At 34.9% G+C, this 2531-nt stretch carries 3 protein-coding genes; 2 read left to right on the forward strand and 1 reads right to left on the reverse strand.

Annotated elements, in window-relative coordinates; genetic code table 11:
• Both ATH1_RS21655 and ATH1_RS0114945 read left to right on the forward strand, forming a co-directional pair.
• The coding region (locus ATH1_RS21655) for a hypothetical protein (protein WP_010423378.1) at nucleotides 1-1534 on the forward strand (1534 nt) is incomplete at its 5' end.
• Nucleotides 1527-2153: a hypothetical protein gene (locus tag ATH1_RS0114945; protein ID WP_010423380.1), complete on the forward strand. Its 627-nt coding sequence runs from the start codon at nucleotides 1527-1529 to the stop codon at nucleotides 2151-2153. The genes ATH1_RS21655 and ATH1_RS0114945, both read left to right, overlap by 8 nt.
• 9 nt (nucleotides 2154-2162) lie before the next feature.
• Here the strand turns inward: ATH1_RS0114945 and ATH1_RS0114950 are convergent.
• Nucleotides 2163-2531, reverse strand: a 369-nt coding sequence (locus ATH1_RS0114950) for a helix-turn-helix domain-containing protein (RefSeq protein ID WP_342626193.1), incomplete at its 5' end; no start/stop codon positions are given.

Raw genomic sequence — 2531 nt, forward strand, 5'->3', positions numbered from 1 at the left:
CCAGGGCACGGGTCTGTGGAAGTACCAATGGGATGCAATACATGACCCGCAAAATGTGCTGTTTGCGTGGGGGCAGGGGGAAGAGGAAGGGGCGTTTGACCCTAGAATCCATGAAGAGATATTAAAGGAATCATTTAGCATGGCTGGTATAAGTTACGATGCACAAATTGCCGCACCAATGTTATGGGGTGTTGGATATGGGGCAGATGGAATTTCTATATCCTGTGATGCAGAAGCATGGTGGAAAATTCCATTTGATTTGGACTATGATGACGTAGCAGATATGGCAAAGGATTATGTAATTAAAAAGAAAGATGAATACAAGAAGAAAGTAGAGGATATTTACGACTTTATTACAGACCCGGTTCGCAGAAAAGAAATTATCGATGAAGAAATTGAAGATTTTAACAATAGTATTGATAATATTGAAAGGACAGTCGAATCCATGGGGAATTATGCAACTAGTGAATTTAAAATAAAGAAAGCCGTGTTTGTTGCGTCAGTTATTGAAAACTATGATTTATTGGAGGATGATGAGCTCGATGTTCTTTGGGTAATTCACGACCCAATCTTAAGAATGGAACTTAATTTGCCTTCATTACTTAATGAGGAAGAGAAGGCTGCAAAGTGTGTAGTTACAATTAAAAATACAAATCACAAGATTTATATTCACGACAAAGAATCATATCTAAAATTTGAATACTTAATGCAACAATACCGAGCCAGGTATGGAGCTTTTGATATTGAAAAGTTTTTTGATTATGCTGATGTGCTAGAATCTTCAGAAAACCCAGAAGATGAATATTATTTTGATGTTGACATAGAGCGATATAATGAAAACACAGCAGAAGAAAATCTTGTGTATTTTGAATACAGGACACTTACTGGAAAACCATCAATTTTAATCAGGGTATTACCTGAATCTAAAGTTGATGTAGCAAGGCTTGAGGAAAACACAGAACCAACCTCGAAGGATATAACAAGTGAACTTTTAATGGTTGTTGATTTTAATGGACAGGAATATGAGATACGTTTTCAATGTGATGATAAATCAACGGATATCCACTTTGATAATAAATTAGATATTACCCAGGTAAACCAAGGCTGGGAAGAAGTTAAGACAAGAATTAACGAACATGATAAAATTGATAAGCTTAGTGCCTTTTCATTCGGTATAGCCTTGCATAACCTGATGGATTTTTATTCTCATTCAAACTATGTTGAAATGTACCTAAAGTATTGGGAAAATGACCTAGGTAAAAACTTAGCTGATTTTACTTTGAACGATATACCACATTGGGATGAAGCTGTTTCTGGTGGCTTTGGTCAAAGCAAGTGGTATAACCAGGTGCGTACCGGAGAATTTAAACTTGGAGAGATGATGGAAGGATCAAACACTCATGCTGAAATAAATAAGGATAAGCCAAGCACAGAGCAAGGAGCAAAGAAAATAGGCGATTGTCAGTATACTCTTTATGAAATTGCATATACCGCAGCAGCAAAACACACAGCAAAATTTCTGAAAAATGATTAATAGAATATTTTCATTCTTTTTATTATTCGGACTGTCTATATCTTGTAAGGGCGAAGATGTAGTTGAGAAGAATATTTTTTTAACGGATTTTAGTTGGTTTATAAAAATTAGTCGGAATTCAATGAATTTCAACTCAATAGAAATTATTAATAATTATTTGTATGTATCAAATTTTCAATTAGACAGCATCTATACATTTAATATTGATGGTGATACAATAGCAAAAAAGGCTAACACCGATTCCTGCAAACAAGATAGATTTATTTGGGATTATCAAGATGCTCAAACTTTTATTCTTGACTCAATAAAAGGAGAAACAAGTACTTATTATCCAATAACCCTGAAAGATAGTTCCGTGATAACAGAACTGAAATTAGAAGCTTACAGACAAAAAAATAGAGGGGTCAATAATGAATATGCTTTGTGTTTTAAAGATGCTAAAGGAATCGAATATAAACTAATGTTTCCAACAGATGACAATAAGGGAGCTATAACTATTTATGATGTCGTACCTTATGATGCCACAAGGCTGGTAATATCATTTTGGTACTATGAAAGGTTCGGAGTAAACAATACCCAACTAGGCGTGCTGGATTTATCTCAATTTATAAAAGAGTAGGTTTATTTTTTAATGATTAAAAGCCTGCTTTGCTTTAACGTTTTGTAATAAACCATCCAAAGTATAAAGAATACAATGTTTATCTTCTTCCGGCAGTTCGCTGATTTGGTTTAATCGGCGTAACATGTCGGGGTCTTTAAGTACATTGGTTTCGTTTGTTTCACCTAATAGGTAGCCAACTGTGGTATTAATCAGTTTGGCTATTTTCTTTGCCGCTTCCACAGAAGGGGTCATTTCATCACGCTCGTATTTACCAACAACAGAATAAGAAGTATTTAAAAGCTTTGCCAACTCTCTTTGCGAAAATCCTGTTGCTTCCCTGCATTCTCTTAACCCAACTTGTGAAAAATGCCACCCAAAAAACCAAAAAATGCGCAA

The organism is Anaerophaga thermohalophila DSM 12881, assembly GCF_000191885.1.
In the GTDB taxonomy this organism is placed as follows: Bacteria; Bacteroidota; Bacteroidia; order Bacteroidales; family Marinilabiliaceae; genus Anaerophaga; species Anaerophaga thermohalophila.

Coding starts and splice junctions, on each gene's coding strand:
- ATH1_RS0114945 (WP_010423380.1), top strand. CDS start 1,527: ATGATTAATAGAATATTTTCATTCTTTTTATTATTCGGACTGTCTATA.